Source organism: Bacteroides sp., from assembly GCF_028690125.1.
Lineage (GTDB): Bacteria > Bacteroidota > Bacteroidia > Bacteroidales > Bacteroidaceae > Bacteroides.
This window is the reverse complement of sequence record NZ_JAQVBV010000011.1, coordinates 14936-36475: the sequence shown is the minus strand read 5'-3', so window position 1 is coordinate 36475 and position 21540 is coordinate 14936. Positions and strand designations below refer to the sequence as shown.

Annotated in this window: 19 protein-coding genes; 1 reads left to right on the top strand and 18 read right to left on the bottom strand. The window is 44.1% G+C overall.

What is annotated here, in order from left to right; genetic code table 11:
- Nucleotides 1–19 precede the first annotated feature (19 nt).
- From PHO71_RS09265 to PHO71_RS09200, 14 genes are all read right to left on the bottom strand, one after another.
- Nucleotides 20–2311, bottom strand: a complete 2292-nt coding sequence (locus tag PHO71_RS09265; RefSeq protein WP_300202114.1) for an ArdC family protein — start codon at nucleotides 2309–2311, stop codon at nucleotides 20–22.
- A 10-nt stretch (nucleotides 2312–2321) separates the two neighbouring features.
- The gene (locus PHO71_RS09260; protein WP_300202111.1) at nucleotides 2322–3035 is read right to left on the bottom strand and encodes a hypothetical protein; all 714 of its coding nucleotides are present in this window, start codon (nucleotides 3033–3035) and stop codon (nucleotides 2322–2324) included.
- A gap of 34 nt (nucleotides 3036–3069) precedes the next feature.
- On the bottom strand, nucleotides 3070–4290 hold the full coding sequence (locus PHO71_RS09255) for a hypothetical protein (RefSeq protein ID WP_300202109.1): 1221 nt from the start codon (nucleotides 4288–4290) through the stop codon (nucleotides 3070–3072).
- A 39-nt stretch (nucleotides 4291–4329) separates the two neighbouring features.
- Nucleotides 4330–6105, bottom strand: a complete 1776-nt coding sequence (locus PHO71_RS09250; protein WP_300202106.1) for a hypothetical protein — start codon at nucleotides 6103–6105, stop codon at nucleotides 4330–4332.
- Nucleotides 6106–6108: 3 nt separating this feature from the next.
- Nucleotides 6109–6426 (bottom strand): hypothetical protein, encoded by a 318-nt coding sequence (locus PHO71_RS09245; RefSeq protein WP_300202407.1) that lies wholly within the window; start codon nucleotides 6424–6426, stop codon nucleotides 6109–6111.
- A gap of 38 nt (nucleotides 6427–6464) precedes the next feature.
- Entirely contained in the window at nucleotides 6465–7280 is an 816-nt protein-coding gene (locus tag PHO71_RS09240; protein WP_300202103.1) for a M23 family metallopeptidase, read from the bottom strand.
- A 12-nt stretch (nucleotides 7281–7292) separates the two neighbouring features.
- Complete coding sequence (locus PHO71_RS09235) at nucleotides 7293–8084, bottom strand: hypothetical protein (RefSeq protein WP_300202100.1); 792 nt, start codon at nucleotides 8082–8084, stop codon at nucleotides 7293–7295.
- A gap of 69 nt (nucleotides 8085–8153) precedes the next feature.
- Nucleotides 8154–8834, bottom strand: a complete 681-nt coding sequence (locus PHO71_RS09230) for a hypothetical protein (RefSeq protein ID WP_300202097.1) — start codon at nucleotides 8832–8834, stop codon at nucleotides 8154–8156.
- A gap of 33 nt (nucleotides 8835–8867) precedes the next feature.
- Nucleotides 8868–9560, bottom strand: coding sequence for a hypothetical protein (locus tag PHO71_RS09225; RefSeq protein ID WP_300202094.1), 693 nt, complete (start codon nucleotides 9558–9560; stop codon nucleotides 8868–8870).
- On the bottom strand, nucleotides 9541–10020 hold the full coding sequence (locus PHO71_RS09220; protein ID WP_300202091.1) for a PH domain-containing protein: 480 nt from the start codon (nucleotides 10018–10020) through the stop codon (nucleotides 9541–9543). The genes PHO71_RS09225 and PHO71_RS09220 overlap by 20 nt, the downstream gene beginning before the upstream one ends.
- 36 nt (nucleotides 10021–10056) lie before the next feature.
- The gene (locus tag PHO71_RS09215) at nucleotides 10057–11253 is read right to left on the bottom strand and encodes a toprim domain-containing protein (RefSeq protein ID WP_300202089.1); all 1197 of its coding nucleotides are present in this window, start codon (nucleotides 11251–11253) and stop codon (nucleotides 10057–10059) included.
- Nucleotides 11254–11258: 5 nt separating this feature from the next.
- Nucleotides 11259–12182, bottom strand: a complete 924-nt coding sequence (locus tag PHO71_RS09210) for a hypothetical protein (protein WP_300202086.1) — start codon at nucleotides 12180–12182, stop codon at nucleotides 11259–11261.
- A 1002-nt stretch (nucleotides 12183–13184) separates the two neighbouring features.
- Nucleotides 13185–13406 carry a hypothetical protein gene (locus PHO71_RS09205; RefSeq protein ID WP_300202083.1) on the bottom strand — a complete coding sequence of 74 codons (222 nt, stop codon included), beginning with the start codon at nucleotides 13404–13406 and terminating at the stop codon, nucleotides 13185–13187.
- A 47-nt stretch (nucleotides 13407–13453) separates the two neighbouring features.
- Nucleotides 13454–14281 (bottom strand): DUF4099 domain-containing protein, encoded by an 828-nt coding sequence (locus tag PHO71_RS09200; protein ID WP_300202080.1) that lies wholly within the window; start codon nucleotides 14279–14281, stop codon nucleotides 13454–13456.
- A gap of 75 nt (nucleotides 14282–14356) precedes the next feature.
- Between PHO71_RS09200 and PHO71_RS09195 the strand changes: the two genes are divergently transcribed.
- Nucleotides 14357–15034 carry a M23 family metallopeptidase gene (locus PHO71_RS09195; RefSeq protein WP_300202077.1) on the top strand — a complete coding sequence of 226 codons (678 nt, stop codon included), beginning with the start codon at nucleotides 14357–14359 and terminating at the stop codon, nucleotides 15032–15034.
- A 230-nt stretch (nucleotides 15035–15264) separates the two neighbouring features.
- On the opposite strand, the gene PHO71_RS09190 is transcribed toward PHO71_RS09195, so the two are convergent.
- The 4 genes from PHO71_RS09190 to PHO71_RS09175 form a co-directional block, all read right to left on the bottom strand.
- The gene (locus PHO71_RS09190; RefSeq protein ID WP_300202075.1) at nucleotides 15265–18366 is read right to left on the bottom strand and encodes an efflux RND transporter permease subunit; all 3102 of its coding nucleotides are present in this window, start codon (nucleotides 18364–18366) and stop codon (nucleotides 15265–15267) included.
- A 9-nt stretch (nucleotides 18367–18375) separates the two neighbouring features.
- Nucleotides 18376–19440 (bottom strand): efflux RND transporter periplasmic adaptor subunit, encoded by a 1065-nt coding sequence (locus tag PHO71_RS09185; RefSeq protein WP_300202072.1) that lies wholly within the window; start codon nucleotides 19438–19440, stop codon nucleotides 18376–18378.
- Between the two features lie 4 nt (nucleotides 19441–19444).
- Entirely contained in the window at nucleotides 19445–20788 is a 1344-nt protein-coding gene (locus tag PHO71_RS09180; protein WP_300202069.1) for a TolC family protein, read from the bottom strand.
- Between the two features lie 131 nt (nucleotides 20789–20919).
- Nucleotides 20920–21513: a hypothetical protein gene (locus tag PHO71_RS09175; RefSeq protein WP_300202067.1), complete on the bottom strand. Its 594-nt coding sequence runs from the start codon at nucleotides 21511–21513 to the stop codon at nucleotides 20920–20922.
- Nucleotides 21514–21540: the final 27 nt, after the last annotated feature.

Here is a 21540-nt window from a genome sequence, read left to right as displayed (position 1 = left end):
TACTATATATAATGTATGGTTATCGTTTCATTCCTGCGGACGGTACTTCTTCCTGCTCTCTTTCCCTTTCGGGATGAAGTATGTCGGCAAAAAGAGTAGATGCCAGGTTCTGTTTGTACGTATTGGCATCTTCCGAAAGCCACAGCCGTTGCCATTGTCCGGTGGTAATCGGGCGGGGTTGCACTCCCTCCATGTCCTTGAATACCGGAGCACAGAGGAATTTATCATCCTTTGTCTTATAAATGTTCACCCGAGTAATGCGGGAAGTATCTTCCTCCAGTGCTTTCTCGCCAAAAATATTGATACGCAGGCTCGGGTTCACCTGTGCTATAGCATAATACTTCTGTGCCAACTCGTGCCGGATACGCTCCGTATCTACGGCATTCCCTTGCTTCGAGGTGGAGAAGAATTGGTTGATATCCGATTTATCAGGGTGCATACATAGCGGCGATTCTCCCGTAGGAGCCATATAGAGCACCCAGCGGTTTTCGTCATCCCGCACCATCTGTACCCGGTTGAAGGTAGTGGAACGGCTTCTCTCCACCGCTTCCGAGATATTCAGCTCTCGCACGTCGTTCAACTCCCATTGGTGCAACTTGGCCACTGCCACCTTTTTCCCGTCGAAATAGGCATCGTTGGGATAGAAGCTGGCAACCCCTCCGGTATTGAAGAAACGGACGTATGCAGCCCCTTGCCCTTGTAAGGCGTGTGCAATCCGTTGTTTGGACATGCCTGGCAATTCATTGTACTGAACACGTGCCCCCACAGATACCCGTTCCTGTGCGGACATTGCTTCGTCGGGCGAGAGGTAGAAGTTTCGTGTTTTCCCGTCAGGTAACACGACTTTCCCTCCTGAAAAAGCACCCTCCGGCAGTAGTACGTCAGCAATCTTTCTCTCCGGGTCAGTCACCACCACAAAGTCACGCGATAGCCGGTCGGGCATCTCCTTCAGCGCATTGTATATCGTATAGGTCCCCGTATTGTTCCATTCCGCAGGCTTATATCCGCGAGCCGCTTCGTCAATGTAAGAAGCGAAGTGGAGAGCTTCCGTATAAGCCGTCTCCACCACTTCTGGATCTTCGTGTCCGGTCATGGACATGGCTTGCTGCAACTGGTCGGCATAATACGTCAAATCAAATTTCTCAAGGAAAGCTTTTTTCTCTTCTTCCATCTTGAAATTGCCGTCAGCAATAAGCATCCCTCGATTACGGATGATGTCGGCCAGAATAGCACTCTCTTCCGACGAGATGGACGGCTGCTTTTTCTCTTTCAGTTCCTCTGTAGTCTGGCGGTTCACTTCCGAGAAGTAGGTCACTTTTTCGCCCTTCTCCGCCTTGCGAATCACATCCAGCGCATTGTTGACATCCGCCTCGATGGTATCAATGAATTGCGGATCTTCCCGCAGGTCACGGTTCCACCCCTCCACGAGTTTCAGAGCAGGCGGTGACAGGCGTGCTGGCAGTCCGAGTTCCAGCATCTTTACCCCGGCGGCAAGCTCGACAACAAGTTCTTCCCGCTTCACGGCCTCTTCCGATGGAGGTTGTCCGCCTTTCATCACCATTCCTTCACGGGCGCACCGCTGCTGATGTCCCGTCGCACGGACAATTTCCCGCATCAAATCCTGCACGAAATCCATATACTGAGGATAGTGCTTTTGGTCGGGTACATAAACCACATCTCGTGCCACATCATAATGGGCGACAATCGTACCGTCTCTGCGGACAGGAACCAGGTTCTCCTTGAGAGTTTTCACGAAGTTGTTCACCGTGATGTGCTGTTCCCGTGCGTTCTCTTTCTCGTTTCCACGCTCCTGAAGAGTACCGTAACGGTCAATCATTCTTTGGTACTGCTCGGGATCAACATAGGGTGTCATAGTCTGATCGATATTGAACAGTACCCGTATCTCCCGGTTATGGATGCCCTTGTATTGCTTTCTCTCTTCCGCATCCAGCAACAGGAACTCTTCTCGTGTGATCTTCTCGTCCGGATTGTGACGGTTGACGTACTCGTTCCAGTTGTACCAATTGAACGGTACACCTCTTTCGTTCTCCTTGACTCCTTCGCCACGTTGCTTGGAGTCCGGGAAAGTGGTATACAACGAGGTCTTATATCCGTTCCTGTCGGCAAACAGTCCGAGTGTCAGCGCATTGAACGGACTGACTTCCGGCCCTTTGGAATAGAAACGGGGATAGTACCGTCCGGCTGCATTCAGCCAATAACCAGAACTATCTACTGCCGCAGACAGAGCTTCGGTCAGATATTGCACCTGCCGCTCCGCCGCTTTTTCTTCATTTTGACTTTTTGGTTTCATATTCTAATTACTATTTTTCATCCTTTCCGGCCGATACTAGCCGATAGGCGAGCAGCCTGCCGTTCCTGACGTATTCCAGTTTTTGTTCGTTTACTAGCTCTTCCAGCACCAGCTTGGTCGTTCCGAAACGCTTGTGCAAGACCTGCTGCGCTTGCGACACCGTGAACCTATCCCAATCTACTTGATGCAGGTAGTCCAGCAAGGTTTTTCCATATTTGGAATAAGGCGGTTGCAACACCTTTTTATCTATTACAATCGGTTGGTCTGCCTCTTTGTCTGCATACTTTTCGGTTGCAGTCAAAGCCAGTGGTTCTGCCAGCAGCTCATGGAGCTGTTTTTGCGAAAGCTCTATCTCCAGCCGCTTCATGCGCTTCTCCGCAATAATCAATTCCTGTTCGGCACCCATTCTCTGGGTCAACAAATCAAGCCCAGCAGTGCATTTCCTATAAATGGCTGCCAAAGGACGAGCCAATACACACAACCACCTCCAACCGGCATCCCGTAAACGGGCAAACCACCCTTCCCACAACAAACAGTTATCGTAAAGCAGCTTCACGATAAACAGGTACAGGAAAAACGTATGTACAATCAGCAGGTAGGGCGAAAGCCCCCACAGGAAGTGCCAGAAATGGAAGCCCAGCCAAAACAGCCCGCCCACCATTCCTACCATCAGCCAGTTCCTTTTCCAGAAACCGGAATCCCTCTTTTTCCCTTCTCTTGTCATAGGCTTATTCCTTTACGGTTGAACACTTGCTCCATTATCTCCTGAGCGATACTTCCCTTTCTCTGTCTTCTTGAAACGAATCGGCAAAATATTTCTTTGCCAATTCTTTCCGGTCCGTCAAATCATTGAAGTGAATCGTATCCGTATTCAGCAGTACCTTGCTGCCTTGCTGTTCATCATCAATTTTACACCGAATAGCCATTCCACCATCTCTGAGCGAATAAATCTGTACATCGGATATTCTGTTCTTATCGAACGCTTCGGGCAAGTAACGGCTGGCATCACTATGGCTGGCTCTCAATTCTCCCAACTGTTGCTCGCTCAACAAACCGGGAGCAATCTTATCAATCGGATTCTTCATGTCTGCATTGGGATAATAGTAACAACCTACAACCCTCCCAAACTCATCATCCGCTCCCGTAGGGTCCCATTCCGTATGCAGACGGTGCGATAGATAGTATTCCATGCTATGGAAAGCCTTCTCCGGGGTGGTGGAGCCGATTCCTCGCATCACCTTCACATAATCAACCATATTTTCATCGAATTCTTTCGAGCTTTCTATGGCAGGGAAAAACTCTTTGGGCAAATTCATCAGATTAGATTCCAATTCTCTTCCTTCTCTGGCAAAAAGCGGAGGTATTTGGGTAAGGCTTACAATCTCAGCATCGGACAACATGCCCGGTCTCAAATCTCCGATATAATCGACAAGCTGTGCCCAAGCAGCCTCTTTATGGTATGCTACCGACTTATCTACTTTTCCTGCCAAATAGGTATCGTACAGGAATGGGTCGTCGGATGTTTGGAAAAGCGCCCGGTCGGCTTCACTAAACCCATGCCTGTATATATCCAATAGACGGTCAACGTATGGAACAGAGAGCCGTTTGGCCATTTCTTTGTCAAGTTCCGCATCAACTATCTTTGGTTCATCAAACACTTGTTTGGCGATACCTTCCCGAATTTTACTAATATCAAAACCTTCTCCCTTCAATAATTTTTCCGTTGCCCCATGCGAGAGTAAATTTTCCTTTTCAAGAATCTCCCCGGCTTTCAAGAGAAGGGCTCCTGTATGACCTACCTTATTGTAATCATCCCAAAGCTCATATTTCTTCAAAAACTGCTCCATTTCCGGTTCTGACCCAAAAGCACTTGGATAAAGTCCCTTATTTAACAATATCTCAAGCAAGTGCTTCACATCGTTAGCTGCAACAGATTGTTTATCCGAAGCCACTGAATTCATTTTCTGACTGTTATTCATATTCTTATGATTTTCTCCTTCATTTGATTCTATTTTCCTTCAATTGATACCCCGTGAATGCACCGCCCTTCCCTCGGAGGCAGCATAGTTCTCCTGCGCCACCGCACGCATCTCATCACTCTTGGCCAACACTGCGTTGGCAAGCGTATTCAGCGGAAGTTTACCCGCCTGATAAGCTGCCACAGTCGTGGCGGGCAAGTGAATGGAGCAAGGCACCCGATCCACTGTCGCAAGCAGATAATCTCCCTTCACCTCCGGATGGTCTATGCGTGTATTCAACGATTCATCCGGATAGGCTTTAAACTCCCGTTGCGCTGTTTCCACGGCTTCCGTATTCGCCGGGACAGCTTTCTGAAGAACTTCATGACCCGCCTTATTCAGCAGGTTCATGCCTCCGAAACCGACCAATAGCATTTTAATCAGGGGATTTTTCGAGAAAAGTCCCAGTAAGATGGAAGCAATCGGGAACAGGTTATCCTTCAGTTTCAACGATTTAGTTTTACCAGTAAACAGTCCCACCAGCATATCGGGCAGCATGGAGATCACATATCCCATGTTACGTCCCACACTCCCCACATCGGACAGCCCGATACTGCTCAACAGGTTTCCCCAACCGGAGGATGCCGGAGCAGAGTTTCCCGAAGCTTGTTGCGACACGGATTTTTGTTCATCTATCACCACTACATCAGTGGACTGGTTGCCTGCCGCTCTGGGTTTGTTCCGTTCCTGCATCTCCTTTTCCTTTTGAAAGGCAAGATATTCCTCTTCCTTTCCAGGCAACACCACCAACGGAACATTCGCATACTCCTTTTTAGAAGCAGGCTCAATCGCCAAAGGAAAAACCGGCTTCCACTGCATCCATCCCTCTAATCGTTTCACAGTATCTTCGGACAGTAGCCGCAACCGCCCCTCCATTTGTTCATTCATATTCCGTATATACGAATTTTCGTGCGGGACAATGTGCGTGGCTTCCTTCCTGAAAGTCTCCAGTATATTCTCGTCCGTACCAAAGACCCCTTTACTGATTAGTTGTTCTACTGAAGGTTCTTCTTTCCCTTTCTGAAAAGCCGAGCCGACCGCCATCACTCCTTCCGTTGCCGTTTCAAACAAGGCGAGACGCGCCACGCTCGCCCACGAAGAAAATCCGCCGGTCACCACCGTATCGGCTCCGAAACCGACTGCCTTACCGACCACCTTTTCCGCCAACGAAGGGGAGTACGCCTTTTCGCCCTTCTCTGCAATCTGGCGTTCCAATGCTGAACGCTGTAATTGAGTGCTCAATCCCAGCAAGCTATTCTCCGCCGCCGAAGACATTACGTATTCCAGCGAGGACTTCGGCATCTGCTGCCGGACAAGACGGTCAATCATCAACCGTTCCATCTGGTAGCCGGTATAGGCATAAGCCACATCCGTGCCCATCTCTTTCGACATCGCATCGTACCGCTCCCGACCGACAGCCTGCACCAGTTCGGTACGCCATCCGTCCGCAATCAGCTTCAAGTCCGAGGTGATTTTCGGGGATTCCCCGATGCGCGTCTGGCACATAGCCACATAATCCTCTGTTTTCAAGCTATTCCATTTCCCGGTGCGGCTGACCACCTCATACGGCGACACGACGGGCATTCCCGTAGGACCGGTAACAGCCATCGACAGGATGCCCGGGACACTGTTGGAGTATTCCTGCAATTCCTCCATCTGCTTTTCCGTCAACTCCTTCCGCACCTGATCCATCACCGGAGCCAGCGAAGCATTGAAGTATTGGCTGTAGCAGCACTCCAATTCGGCAAATCTCTTTATCTGTTCTGTCAACTTCATGGTTTATAAATTTAATTGTTGCTCCGAAGCCCGTGTCTGTTGCTCTCCCAACTGCGAAGAGAGCTGCTGGCGTGTCTGCTCAATAGCTTGATGGTAAATTCGCATTTGATCGGGAAAATACTCTTCCAGCATCGAATCCTTTGCTATCTCATCCGCAAGGAAATTGAATGCCACCTGCCGGGCAATCTCAACACCCGCCTCCCCGTCGGAACGGTTGTTGAACCACGCCTTTGCCCACCAGCGCACGCCGGAACGGTCGGGATAGACCGTAACCAGGCGAGGGATGTCGAAACTCTGCACGTCAATCTCCAGTTCCGCCAGCGGATCGATGATGCCGCAAGCGAGAATGGCTTGGCGTTCTACTTTTTTTTTTCGTCATCTGACAACCCGGACAGGAACACCTGATGCTTCAATGCCATATAATTCAGGAAATCTGCCATCAACAGGTTCTGCACCTTGGCAGCCACCGGTGCCGCCTTACTGCTCACCCCCAACGGGTTGGACAGGGACGGGAGCACCTCAAAGAAGTAATCCTTCAGAGCCGATACAGCAAAAATATTCCGCAACGACTGTTCCGTATGCTTCCCCACCACGTAGCTCCCCCGTCGTATCTCTTCCATGTAAGCCGGATAGTACTGAATCATCAGTTGTTCCAGTTCCTCTCGGTACGCATCGTAGTCGGTACTGATTTCCGCATCAAGGGTGACCAATTCGGCCGGAAACGGCGTTGCTCCCGTCCTGCCGCAGGTTTTCATGTTCGAGTAGAGCATCGTGATGAAGTCTATCGGGTGAATCTCTTCCTCCCCATAATGCACCTCCATGTGCAGCAGCTCGGAGCTCACGCCGACCATCGCTCCGGCAGTAACCGATTGTCCGAAGCTGGCACTGCACGAAGACAAGTGTCCGTACTTCACCACGTAATGCCCGTACTGCACATTCACGTACAAGCCGTGGCGGTCATCGGAACCGATACCAGACACTTTCCCGTCTGCTAGTGCGGAGAGGATGTAGTGCCGGGTTCGGAAGTCCACCCCATGATGGAAAAACGCCTCTCCCGTATGAGGATGAATCTGCTCCCCGTAAGGCAGAATCAACTCCACGTTGTCATCCCTGTCTTCAAAAGGCATGCAATAGCCGCTTTCCGAACAGAGGTTCATTTCACTGTTATATTTCATATTCATTGATTGTTATCGTGTTAAACCCGTACTTTTCTTCTCCTCTTCTTGCCGCATCTGAACCAGCCCGTGATAAATTTGTACGGGTGTATATCCCTCCTGAACCAGCGAATCGTACTGTTCGCGTGACAGGGGGATGGCAGGGTAATCTTTCCCCTCCGCACCCCATGCCTTGACAAACACCTTTTGCGGGTAATCTTTCGGCGAATAGACCGATGCACGGGCATAAGGCGTTTCCGTTCCTACCGTCTGGGCAGGGGTACTCTGCCCGCCGATAATGCGTTTGAAGTCAAAATTATTACCAATGACAAACATTCCAAGCAACGCCCCTGCAATTTTCCCGAACCAGCCGAAACGTCCGAAAACCAGCAATGCCGCACCGATCAGTCCGGCAATGCCCAAGCCTGAAACCTTGCCGGAACCCAAGTTGGAGAAGAAATCCCCGAACATATTCCCGCCCTGGCCTCCGAACAGTCCTTGAAAAAACTTCTTAACACCGCCCCATTGGCTGTCCACATCGGACAAAGTAGTGTTTACCTTGTCGATGGCAGTTTCCGCACTTGTGCGCAGAGACTTCACATCTCCTGCCATGTTGTTTGCCGTGTCCACGGCGTCTTTTCCCACAGTCGCCTCGCCGACGATGCGCGCCAGCGACTTGTCGGTGGTCAACTTCTCCCAGCCCAGATACCCTACCGGAAGGGCAAAAGCCGTAGTTTTTGCGGCGGTTAGGGTACCTCTCAAGGTTCGTTGCGGATGGACGACAGGGTATGTCGCCACCTTTGCTAAAGTTCTCCAAAATCCCATAAAGCATTCTTTATTATGTTGAAACTATTTTAATTGAGTTACTCATTTTTTATTCCCTTCCGTTTCCCTTCAGAACCCGAGCTTCGCCTTTCGTTTCCACCGCCCCATGCAATCCCGGCAGATGCCCACCTTGTCCGGTTTTTCGTGCGTAGACTGCTCAATATCCATCCATATATCCCCGAATGTCGTATATTTAACTGCTCTTGTAAGCCTACGAAGCTGGTTGTTCATATTCGCCAACTTCGGTCGGATGTTGAACACGATTTCGATGCGCTGTTTTTCTGTCATCTTGATATCACTCAAGCACACCTTTCGGATGTCATTCACAATTTCCACACTGTTGACAATCAGATTTCGGTAGATCGCATTCCTTCGGGTAGAGAGAGCCACGGCAAAAGCACCGCTGGGGTGAAGTTTCAGAATATGGTTCATCTCCGACATCGCACCGACGAGTTTGCCCACCTCCATGTAAAACCCATAGGTCTGTGCAGCATAACTGACAATATCCCGGAACGAATCCAAGTAATCATTGTATGCCTTTTGCACCTCTGTTGTCTTCTCCACCTCCGAAGCGACCCACACATGCCCTGTGGTCTGCAAACCCATCGCCACACTCTGGCTCTTCAACTGCTTCTCCGCCTTCTCCGTATAAGTCAGTATCATCCCTGTCAACACCGGATCTACTTGTGCCTGCAACTGGAACACCACCATCATCATCAGCAAACTTCCGAGCCAAATCCTCTTTTTCATCTTTCGATCTGTTGTTTTTTATTTCCCTTTCATCTAACGAGATACCGATTGTGCCGCCCGCCGCCACCGTTCATGGGCTTGCCTGGCAAGCGTCCCCGGAGTACGTTCAATCATCCCTGCCGACAGATTGTACCACACATCCATCATGTCATAATAACGGATGCTCAGATAAAGCCGCCGTAGCTTTCCGTTAAATGCTGTCAACTTATCGTTGATTGCCCACAACGTTTCCGACCGTTCCGCACCCGTAAGCATATTGCCCGGGCCGCCTTGCGCCACAGCATTCTTTATCAGCGTGAACGTCGTAACCAGCTCCATGGCCGTTTCCAAGTAGAGCGTGTTCATCGGTATTGTTGCCACAATCCCTTGCGGGTTATTCTCGCAAGCCGATTTCAGATTTCCCAGCGTAATGAAGATGCGCAAAGCATCATCGACGATGTGACTGGCCGCTTTCAGCGAAGAGGCATAGCCGCTCACCGTCTGCGTATAATCCCGATACTTCTTTTCCCACTCATGCACTTTGTTGAACTGGGCGGCAATGGTATTCTGTAGGACAGCCGTTTCGGTCTGCCCCTTTATCTGCGATGATATTTTATCATGGATGGCATCATTCCCTTCGGCAAGAGCTACCCATTCCAGTGGATTCTGGTAAACCTGTGCCGGAAGATGTCCCACGCAGAGAACAAACCCCGCCACCAGCATCATCCTAACGATTGGTGATTTCATAGACATATCTCTTTTGTTTGTTCAGCTCCACCCGCTCACGAATCAGGTTCACCAGTGGTGTACGGCTCTGAATACCCGGTATCGCCAGTTGTGGATGGGTACGGTCGCCCGAATAGACCACCACCGTTTTCAGTCCCGCAAGCTGTTGCAGGAAAGAGCAATTCTCTTTGAAGTCGATAATCCTGTATAGCTCGACGAAATCGACCTTTCGTGTGAATACGCCCCGCTCATAGATTAGTTGCTCCCCGGTAAGGGTGAAGCGGTTTCTCAATAGGTACAAGAATTGGTACCCCAGATAAATGCCGAGTAGCAGGCAAAGCCCTTTCAGAAAATTGATGAAAGGTAATTCCTCCAGTCCGCAACAAAGAATGCCGGCTACCAGCAACAGAAGCAGGTGCAGTTCGTTGATAACGAATTGCCGGAGGTCGGGACGGTATGTTTTTATTTCTGAATCTTTCATAATCAGTTATTCTTCTTAGTTGGATGCGCTGCGGTGTCAACGGCGAAAACCAGTAGACACCTCTGGTTCCGCCTCTGTCTTTTCTATACGTTTGCCTAATAACTGGTCATTCCAGTCCTTGTATCCCTTGGCGGCAGGATGGTAAACCACCTGCGGATCGTGAAGCCCCATCCGGTTACAAAATTCCCCATACGAAAACGTATCCGGAGCCATTTGGTGACGGTCATAACCGGTAGTCTTATCCACAAACACCACCGTACCGTCTTTCATCGAATAGGAACTGAAGTTCATACCACTCTTCTGGGCAGCGAAGTTGCAGGCAAACATCTGTCCGGCAGCATCCCGATCAAAGCAAAGGTGATGCACTGCGTTCGGGCAGGCATCCATAATGCCCTGAAATTGCTTTTCTCCGGGATTCCCACCCGTCGAAAGATAAAGGCCATTCATCTCTTTCCCTTCAAGCCTTTGTATCTGATAGAACGCCATCGCATCAAAAGCTCCCTCGAACCACAACACCCGTCGAACTTCGTCAAGAGGAACTTTACCGATATTCGCCATCCACAATCCCTCCACTGAATTCGTTCCCTCTGCCTTTCCCTTGTAAGTCGGGCGGTCAGTCTGCTGTCGTCCGCGTTCCTCCAATCCCACCACACGTTCATCTCCCGGAACACGAAACGGGAATGCCAGGTTGCTGAACTTCTTGCCGTCCTCACGCCCCGTATAACTCGCCATAAAGAAATGATCGGCAAAAGCCGCTTGTGTATTCAAGTCCAAACCGCGTTGAATGAAAAAAGGATAGAAACGTTTCCGGGTTGCCCAGTCAGTTGTATCGTAAGGTTGCACTTCATACTTCGAGAAATCGAACGTTGCCGCCGGACGGGATTCTTTGATGGCACGGTCAACACCGGAAGGAACCCTCCCCAACAACCGGTTGCAGACCAGATTCACCAATCGGTTCTTATCCATTCCCGGCGTATACTCCGCAAACAATTCCGGATGCTCCTGTATAAACGAGATGACCGTATAGTTCCGCCGTTCAGGCGGACGGAAGCAACAGAGACCGTTGCCTGTAACGATGAATTTATCTCCATGAATGCGACGTCCATCGTTATCCAGACGGACAAAAGAGGGGTATCTCACACCGTCTCTGCGATTGAAGTGATATCCCGCATCTTCCAGCACGGTTTTGATGCTGATACGGTTCTTGAAGTCTTCGTAAGTTGGTTCGCTCATAAGTCTTATTTTCTTAATCCGTTATGTATATTTTCTGTATTGACCGCTGCCTCGTAATTGCGCATGGCTACCTCTTCAGGAGTGTCCACACCCGGCTTAAAGTAGGCTCTCACGGGTTGCCCCATTCCGTGGGGTCGGTGGTAACCCGCCTCAGGTTCCTGTCCGTAGGTCAGTTCTCCCATCACCGTCAGTCCGGCAGCCAGCGCAGCCGTGATACGGGAGCCAACCCCCAGCCGTTCTTTCATATCCACTTCCTCAAACAGTTTAGAGAAAAGCCGCATCCGGTGGTAATCGTCCATAGCAAGGAACTTGTCATACTCCTTTTTGGAGATTTCGCGCGCAATCACCTCGCCGTCCACCTCTCCGGACAGAGTGTACTTTCCACCCTCCAAAGCCTGTACACCTATCCGTCCCACCTGGATTTCACGACCGTCTTTTCCCTCCCGGAACCAGCCTTTCGTATCCTTGATTACTGTCAGCCGGGAGGCATCCGTACTGCTTGCATTCACCGCCTCTCCCTTGTAATCTCCGCTTTTCAGGGAGATACCGCTGAGCAACTCATCCACTATTGCTATCCTTTTTTCGTCCGTCCGGTAATGCAGCTCCTTAAACTGTTCTGCGGTAATGGGTCGGATGTAGGTTTCACCGTTCACCTCCGCTCGCAAGTAATGTTTCCCTTCGCTTTCATAAGCCACCACGCCTGTCAGGACAACATCCCGTCCACCCTTCACGTCCTGTTCCCAATGCCGTCCCTCCATCTCCGAGAGGATGGGCAGCACTTTTCCGTCAGCCGTAATCGTCACTTTCTGCCTATCATCCAGAAGTTGTGTTTTATCCGGAAGCGTTTCGTCATCCGTAAGGTTCATTCCTTCCGGTAGCCGTACCTCCGGTTTCAATGTCAGGTTCACCCGCTGTGTGCTGTTCAGCATCTCCATCGTCACCTTGCCGTCGTAATCATCCGCCAGTAGACCGTTAATCACCTCCAGCCGTTCCTCCAAACCGACTTTCTTCAGCGAGTTCGAAGTGATTGTCGCCAGTTGTTGGTCGGTCAGATCATATTTCAAAGTCACCTCCGACTTCTCCGGCTGAACGGAGAGCGTCCGACTTTCTGTGTCAATAACCATCCCGTGGGATGCCAGGCATTCCCGAAACTTCTCACTGGTGAAATACACCGGTGATGTAACCAGTTCCTTATACGGTTTGGCAGGTTCAGCAGTCACTGTCTTTACAGGAGCAAAAACCACTTTGAGTTCAGTCAAAGGGTCAACATCTTCCCCACGGTGCTCTTCAGTCGGAGTCCCTTTATAATAGAACCCATAACCGCCCGATTGCAACTCGCCCGGCTTCATCCGGCCATCGGGCCTGTCAGGTACCATAGGAGCCCCCCTTTGCAGTTCTCCCCCGATCCGTCGCAAGTGGAAACCCTCCTGGTTGCGAGGTGTCCAGCCCAGCAGACCGGTCATCCTTCCCCAGAATCCCCGTGGAGGTGCGGAATATTCAGGACGGCCATACTCACCAGCTCCGATACGGTAGCCATGCAACCCCATCGCAACCCGTCCGTTTGCGTTACGGGCATGTACAAGGTCTTTGGGCAGGTTAAAATCTTTCTCAACTAAAGCAGTAAAAGTAGTGTAAGCACTCTTATTGGCGTAATTGCTCCCCCAATCCGTCAGCCTCTTGATCTGATCCGAAGTCAGCCCATAAGTCAGCACGGGAGAATCGTGCCCTTGCACCATCAACCGGGGTTTGTTATCTTCACCCGCCACGATATTCGCCCGCATACCATTTCGAGCAAGCAATTCCAGAAAATCCGGATGCAACTGCACCGGACTGGGATTTGTATTCTTTCTAAGTGCCATTATATTATCATATATATTAATCGAACTAAAAAGGGCAAAAAAAATAGAGATAAACTCTATTTTTTTAAATGATTAGAGGTTGCCTTCCGATTGGGCGAAATCCATTTGTGCCTCCTTAGACTCAAGGAAGCTCAATGCGGAATCATTATCGGTCGGAAGCCCTCGTTCTTTGACGAACTCCGCAAACTCTTCATCCCACTCTTTGGAATGATGGGTCACATATTCCAACCAACCAATTTCACCCTTTTGAAATTTCTCAACCAGTTCATCTTCTGAATAATACTGCTTTTTCATACAATTACTTTTTTACTATATTACTACTTTACTACTATACGTCATTACTACATTTTGAATGAAACTTGGTTTATTTTCCGGAAGTTTCGTTGTCGCTCAATTTCCGTCCAGACTTCCTCTGTATAATCGTCTTCATCGATATACGACAGTTCACCGTCTTCCATTTTCCAGCAACCGAATACACCCACAGAGTATGAGTTCCATTCGCGACTGGCACGTTCCTTCCACCGTCGTTCATCACCTTTCTCCAACCGAAGCCCGGTCGGATAGTTCAGGTCAATGCCGATGGATAATAATTCATCTTCCTGCGAAACCGTCAGTACCTCCCCATTTTGCAGGCAATTGGTTTCTGCTGTTGTTAGGTTGAACTCCCCTACAAGTGTCTGAATATTCCGCCCGATTACTTGCGATGGTACGGAGAGTACCTCACGGGTTTCGGGGTCAAGTTGCAGGAAGGACTTGATGCGACGGCCGTCTCCGGTAGTACTGTAATCCATCATTACCTTACCCATCTTCAACCCGTTAAATACATCAAGAGAATAGAGTGTCCGCGCATCGACCACCGCCAAGCTCTCTTTTCCGGTAGACGGATCTTTCGATACTACACAAAGGCTATCTTCCATCGTTTTGAAAACAGGATGGAAAACCACATCTACCTTTCCCGCATCCGAGCGCACAAGGGAAAACTTGGCTTTCGACCGTACCTTTTGCCCATCTGCCCCTACCACCTCAATAGGCAGGACGGGAGAGCGTTGCCCGGAAAGGATTTGTAAAATCACATCCATAGGCAAGTCGCTAATCATGTTACGGGTCAAGCCAAACTCTTCCAGTGACTGATAGGGAATCTCTTTTTCATTAACTCTATTTATATTCATAAATTACATATTTGTAATATTCGTATTTATCTTTGCCGCAAATTTAAGAGCTATTATTTACTATAAGAATATTACATGAACAAATCTACTGGGTTTTTAGTATTTTTAATGCTTGCATCAACCATTCCCGCACAAGGACAATTCAACACGGTCAGCAAGCAGCGCCCACTCTACCAAATAGAAAAGGCACACGCAACCAACTCCACAAACAATCCCCTTGCCATACAGGACAAGTCTGTTTCTCCAACGCTTATTCCGAATGCAGAGATTCCAGATGTCACTGGAAAAGACAGCTTGCAAAAAAGGTGCATTGAAGACTATATGAGTGTTTCATTCCCGATGAAACAGTTAGTAGTTACCTCTCCCTTCGGTTGGAGAGCAGACCCTTTTACGGGCAAGCACCGAAAACACAATGGACTTGACCTGCGTGCGTCCGATGACGAAGTATATGCCATGATGATGGGAAAGGTCAAAAAGACCGGAGAAGACCGGCGTTCAGGAAAATACGTGATGCTCACACACGACAACTTCCAGATTACTTACTGCCATCTATCCCGTATTTGGGTAGAGAAAGGGCAGGAGGTCAAATCCGGAGAGGTAGTCGGTATTACTGGGAGTACAGGACGAAGCACGGGAAAACATCTGCATATTGCCTGCAAAAGAGATAACAAATATATGAATCCGACCATCCTTATTCAATATATCAAGGAGATTAGAGAAAATGCGTTAAAATTGTTATGCAACAATCCGTAAAAAGCTGTAGACGAAGAGTTAAATTCAAAGTATATATTCAATATTGAAAAAGTCTGGTAATGTCCTTTAGCTATTACCAGACTAACTGTTTCTATTCTAATATTTTACAAATAAACCTATAAATCAATCATGACATTTGTTTTCCTTCTCTATTAAATAATCAAAGTTCTTTCCGATGCAATAAATTATATAAGAAACCAACAATATTGTCTTGGTTTGAGAAATCTATATTAGTCCTTCAAATCTATAATCTTTCTCTTTATTCCAAATTTAAACATAACTCTATTTAAAAGATAGTATACAAGCGGCACTATCAATAATGAAAGAAAAGTCGAACTGGTCAATCCGCCAATAAGTACCCAAGCCAAACCATTCTTCCAGTCAGCACCCGCCCCCTGTGCCAATGCTATTGGCAACATCCCGACTATTGTGGATAAGACAGTCATGATGATTGGGCGGAATCTTCTTTGTGTTGCTTCCAACAGAGCCTCTTTTACATTCATTCCCTGATTTTGTAACTGATTAGCAAAGTCAACAACTAATATTGAATTTTTAGCGACTAAACCAATCAGCATGATCATTCCCAGTAATGTAAATATGCTTATATTTTCCATTGCCAATGCTATGGCTGTTAAAGCACCCATTAAAGCTAGAGGCAATGAAAATAAGACAGCAAATGGATATATATAATCATTGTACAATAACACCATAATCAGATATACGAGAACAATGGATATAATAAACGCCCACCCAATAGTTTCAAAACCTTCATCTTGAATTTCCATTTCTCCACCGTATGCAACAGAAACAGAAGACGGCATTTTAAGTGTATTTATTTCTTTTATAATATCTTCGCCAATAACTCCAACAGATCTTCCGGCAATTTGACTTATAACCCGAACAGAAGGAATTCGATTTCTTCGTTCTATTTTGCTGGGGCTTTCAGCCTCTGATATTTCGGCAAATTGGTGTAGGTAAATAGTATTACCAAACATATTGATTAAAGAGAAATTTTTAACGTCTTGAATATCTTTCCTATCAAATTTATCGAGTTGAATATTAATATCATACTCGTTATTACCGTCTCTAAACTTTGCATCTTGATTACCACTGAAAGCATTATTTAAGGAAGCTCCCAATAATTCAAAAGGAATACCTAATCTCGTCATTTTCTCTCTATCGGGTTTAATATTGATTTCGGGCGTTCCGACTTCTAATGATAGTTTAGCGTCAATCACTCCCGGGATTTGAGATATACGGTTTTTTATAGCTTCAGCAACAACTAATATAGTATCAACGTTATTTCCTGTAACATACATTTCAATTGGATCTACATCCTTACCTCCGGTAATAGCACTTTGAGCTATCATTATTTTGGCACCTACAAGCTGCTCTTGCAGAGTTTTCTTTATTTCTCTTGCACATTCTTCCGTTGATAAATTCCTCTTATCATTAGGTGATATTTTTACGAGTATTTCGGACAAATATGGTTGAACTAACCCATCTTCTTCTGCACCTACAGTTGTGAAGATGGACGTTACATGCGGATTTTTATCAATTATAGCTTCTGCCTTATGAGTTAGTAAATTCGTTTGTTCAATTGTCGAATTTTTAGGCATTTCAATGTCTAAATAAAATTCGCCTCTATCTCCAATACTTGCAAACTCTGTACCAATAAATCCTAATGGTACTAACATCAGTGAGCAAATAAATAACAAGAAAGTACAAACAAAAACTACAATTTTATGGTTAAACGACCACGCCAATAACTTCCGTATTTTAATTGCAAGTTTCTGAATACCTTCCTCAAACCAGTTAATAAATCGTCCTATAAATGTTTGTTTATTTATCTTTTCTAATTTACCAATTCGTGATGATAAAAAAGGAACAAGAGTAAATGATGCTAATGTACTAAATAAAACCGCCGCTGCTGCAGTGTAACAAAATCCACGGAACAAGTCTGAAACAGCGCTTTGTGTCAGTGCAATAGGAATAAAAACGACAACTAATACAAGCGTCGTTGATAACAAAGTAAGTCCCAATTCCTTAATCGCATCATAAGTAGCTTGAATACGGTTTTTCCCCATCTCTAAATGGCGGTGTACATTTTCTACAACTACAACTGCATCATCAATAAGAATTCCTATAATTAAAGATAAAGCCAGCAACGTTGCGAGATTTATGGTGATACCGAAAACATACATCACAATAAATGTTGAAACAAGAGATATTGGAATAGAAATAAGAACGATCAGTGAATTACGAAAACTATGAAAAAAGAGAAGCATAGTAATAGCAACAAAAATTACTGCCATTATCAAATCTAATATAACCGAATTTACTGCTTCAATAGTAAACTCGGAATCATTCAAAGCAATGTGAAATTTTAAATTTTCCAAACTATATTGCCGTTCTAGAGCTGATAGTATATTTTCTACTTCTTTAGATATAAGTACTGCATTGGCATCTGTTTGGCGTCTAATACTAATACCAATGGAATTAATTCCATTGGCTCTGTTTATCGTTGTTGTTTTTTTCTGTGTATCAAACACATCCGCTACATCTCTAATTTTAACAACACCTCCATTTGCTGTTACTTTCAATACAACATTTTCTATGTCACTTACACTTTGATATTTCCCTTCAAGGCGTACTAATATTTGTTTTTCATCATTTTCAACCTTTCCTGTAGGGAAGTCTATATTGGAGTTAATTAAAGTTTGAGTTATCTGTAAAATAGATAAACTATATAATCTCAACTTATCCTCACTTAAATTAATTTGAATTTCTCTTTCATTTCCACCAAACAATTCAACTTTTGCCACACCAGTAACACTTTCAATAGAAGGCTTAATAGTATGTTTCACAAAATCGTAAAATTTTAAATCAGGTATATCGGCAACTGCACTTACATTTAGGATCGGCAGTTCAGCATAATCATATTTATCTATAGATGACTCTTTTACATTCCCTGGCAAATCTCCTCTTATTGCATTAATCTTTCGTTGTGCGTCTTGCATCACACGATCTGTATCAATACCATATTTTAGCCTTATAATTGACATAGAAAAGCTCTCCATTGAAACAGATTTGATATCTTTAATTCCTTCTAAAGAAGAAATCGCATCTTCAATTTTTTTAGTGACAGAGTTTTCTACCTCTTGCGGACTTGCCCCGGGATAAGGTGTTCCAATCATTATAGTTTGCATTGCGACTCGAGGAAATAATTCCTGACTTAAGGTTGAATATGAAAAGAGACCAAAAAATGTTAGTAATATAGATGCAACAATAACGACAACAGGTCGCGTAATTGATATTTTTACTATTTTCATAATATTTTATTATAATACGGTTACAGAAATACCATTAGATAAGTTAATTTGTCCGTTACTCACAACTTTCTCACCAGAGGTCAATCCGTTAATCACTTCTATACGATCACCTATTGTTTTACCCGTTGTAATTTCGGTAAGGTGGGCTTTCCCGCTTTGAATAACATATACCTTTGGATTTTTAAGACTACCCACAATGCAATTGCGTTCAATACTTAAAATTTTAGTATTCTCTTGCCTAGGTATATTGATTTCTATAAATGCATACATTCCTGGTTTTAGTAAATCCGAGTAATCAAAGCTAAAACTAATTCCGACATCATAGGTCATAGATTCATCACTCTTGGAACCAATTAAATCAATTTCACCATTAAATAGCTTATTAGGATACACATCTATTTTAAAAACGACAGGAGTCTTCTTTTTTAAAAGAATAAAATTTCCCGAACTTACAGTTGTGTGCAATTTTAATTTTTTAGGATCAACTATTTCACCTATTGGGCTTCCAGGCGAAACAAGGGTTCCCAATTCAAAAAAATCTTTCTCTAAAATGCCATTAGTTTGGGCAAAAATAATTGTGTTTTTTAACTGCTCTTTTAGCTCTATAACAGCGATTTCTGCTGATCTCATTAAAATTTCAATGCTTTCTACCTCTGTTTTAGTAACGACACCCGCCTTAAATAAGGATTGATATCGTTCTAAATCCTTTCTTGCTTTTATAAGATTTTGTTTAGCAAAACGAAGATTATCGCAAATGATGTTATCTTCAACTTTCGCAATAACATCCCCTTTTTTGACAACATCCCCTGCCTTTTTATATTTCTCCAATATTAGCCCCTGAGTTTTAGATACAATTAATACCTCATTCTCGGAAATAACTCTGCCAGTAACTTCTATTTTTGTGGTATCAGATATATATTGAGGAGTTGATGCATAGACTGGGATAGCGACATTAGTTTGCAACGACCGCTCAGCCTTTTCGTCTATCTTCTTTTTGTTATTAAATAGTAATCCCATAATCACTCCAATAAAGGCCAATCCTATGATAATCGGATAAAATTTTGATGCTTTCATATCGTTATTTAAGTAATGTATTTAATAATCCTTTTGCTTTTAATAAATCTAACTCAGCTTTCTTATATTTGATAATTTCTGACCAGTAGCTAACTTGTGCATCATGAAAAATCATTTCCGTATAAAGTAAATCAGTCACATTATATAAATCTTCTTTAAACAGCAGTCGACTTTGTTTATATATTTTCTCTGCTAATTGCAAATTGCTTTTTTGCACTTTCATAGATTCATAATTTACCAACATTGATTGTTTTGCATTTTTTAATTGCGTATTTATTAGTTGTCTTGTAAATTGTATTTCTTCATCTATTTTGCAAATTTCGAATTTAGCTTGCTGTTTTTGTTTTTGTTTTCGTAATCCATCGAAAACAGGAATACTGATACGAAGTCCAATGAATGAGTGATCGAACCATGAATTTGTGTTAGATAGCTTAAATTTTTCATCCTGAAATAGATATCCTGCAGCGGCAACAAGAGAAATATCAGGCAAATATTGGCTATTAATAGATTTAATACTCAAATGCCCTAAATCGCGTTTTCTTTGAATAATTGTTAATTCTGTTCTTTGAGATAAAGAATCAGAATCACTACAAAGTTCACTGGGTACATTTATATCATATAAGCAAGAATTATTTAATATCAATGGAGTATCCCAAGGAATACCCAATAAAACATTAAAGTATCTTATCTGTTGCTCAATTACAGTCTTTAACTGTTTTCTTTGCACTTCAAGATTAGCAACATTTACACCTATTCTGCTTAAATCGATTTCACGAGTTAAATCTTGCTCTACTTTATAAGCAGTCTTTTTATATAAAGAATCTTGCGTGTTTAAATTCGATTCAATACTTAATAATTGCTGTTCATTATAAAGGATATCATAAAAAGCTACACTGACATTATAAATCAATTCTTCTTCTGTCAAATTAGTTTTAAGTGCAATAAGTTCCTCTGCACTTTTAGCTATTTTTATCCCCATAAACAAAGTTGGACTAAATATCACTTGGCTTAACTCAAGCATTCCTCCCACTTCATAAGTACTTCCAAATTCAACAGGAATGGTAGTATTTGGCTTTCCTAACAGTTCACCTGGGAGTATAACCACTGGAATAGAAATATTATTTGTTATCCTTGCCGAAGCATTTAGTTGTGGTAGAATATCAGCACGCACTTCATTTGTTTTAGCTGTGGAAATTGCATTGTCATATTTTGCTTGTTTTAGTTGGTAATTTTTTGCCAATGCAAAATTTAAACATTGATTTAATTTAATCCCATTATTCTGATTTTGGGAACTGAGTTGGATGCTTTGAAAAACGGCAAACAACAAAACAATAATTTTTTGTTTCATTAAGATTATCATATTTTTATAATTTATATATGACTATTTTAGTATTTTGAGTCACAAATATAGTTGTTATTTTGAATATGCAAAAATATTCAATGCTTTTTATTCATAAAAAACTTTATTCCTTTAATTTTTCAAAACTTTGTAAGTTTATAGTTTTCGAGTATTGTTCTTACTATATTTTCTACTTTTGGAGACAACTCTTTTAATATTTTTTTCCAATCAGCAATAGTTGATGTCAAATCATCTGATACTATTTTAAAAGCAGAAAATGGTATATCATAACACTCACAGACTTTAGCCTCTGCTGCAACTTCCATATCAAAATTGTAGTAAGTCTCGCTAAATTCACAAAACTCTTTAGAATTCATAGACTTTGAGGAAATAAAGAAATCACTAGATAAAATAAGTTCCTTTTTTATACAAAAAGGAACTTTACAGGACATATCAACAAGTTTTATTCTTTCAGAAACAAAGCTACTACCATATTCACAACATTCGGATACAGAAAAAACATCGCCTATTTTGTGAATTGAAGAACCACATGTTCCTATATTGATTACATGAAAATTTTGCTTATCTCTTTGGGATAAATAGTACATTAATGCGATAGCTGAATTAACCTTGCCAATACCAGTATATAAGTAATATACATTTTTATACTTGTCCAAGAAAGACAAGTCCACTTCTTCCTTTATTGCAGCTAAGAATAATATTTTTTTTTTCATTATGCTGTTTTTATATTCTGCTAAATA